Genomic DNA, 501 nt, shown 5'->3' with positions numbered 1-501 from the left:
AATATAACAACCGACAATTTCACGAGTCTCGGCGTCAATGGCAAGCCATACCCACTGTTTATTGCCTTTGTCGTCCACAAAGACCATAATTCATCCATCTGTACGATCAAACGGCGTTTTGGTTTTGGTTCTACCTCCACCTGCTGAGGAACGTTTTCATATTTATGATTGACGTAACTCTGCAACCATTTCTCTGAGACCTTGAGGACTCTAGCTATTCCAGCTAGTGGGATTTTTCTAGCAGTAGTCTCTCTAAAAGGTCATAAGTGTCTTGGATACGCTCTGAAACTCTCTGCCACTGTGGATTTTCTACAAATTGACGACCACAGTCCCGACATTTATAATTTGTTTGCCATGCCGAGTACTACCGTTTTAACCACTGATACGGACTGGCAGGATGGACATGATGGACTTGATGGACTTGACTCTGACATTGCTTTAATCTGTAACAACCATCTAGATATTTCCCTCATCCTTTCCTTTTAGGACTACCTGGCTCAG

The 501-nt window shown here is 43.1% G+C and carries 1 pseudogene; it reads right to left on the bottom strand.

The window, feature by feature from the left end:
- A pseudogene (locus tag PSE7429_RS28280) lies at positions 1–434 on the bottom strand (IS1 family transposase); the annotation flags it as partial.
- Positions 435–501 lie beyond the last annotated feature (67 nt).

Origin of the sequence: Pseudanabaena biceps PCC 7429 (genome assembly GCF_000332215.1) — a bacterium.
GTDB classification, from domain to species: domain Bacteria; phylum Cyanobacteriota; class Cyanobacteriia; order Pseudanabaenales; family Pseudanabaenaceae; genus Pseudanabaena; species Pseudanabaena biceps.
This window is presented reverse-complemented; position numbering and strand designations above follow the sequence as displayed.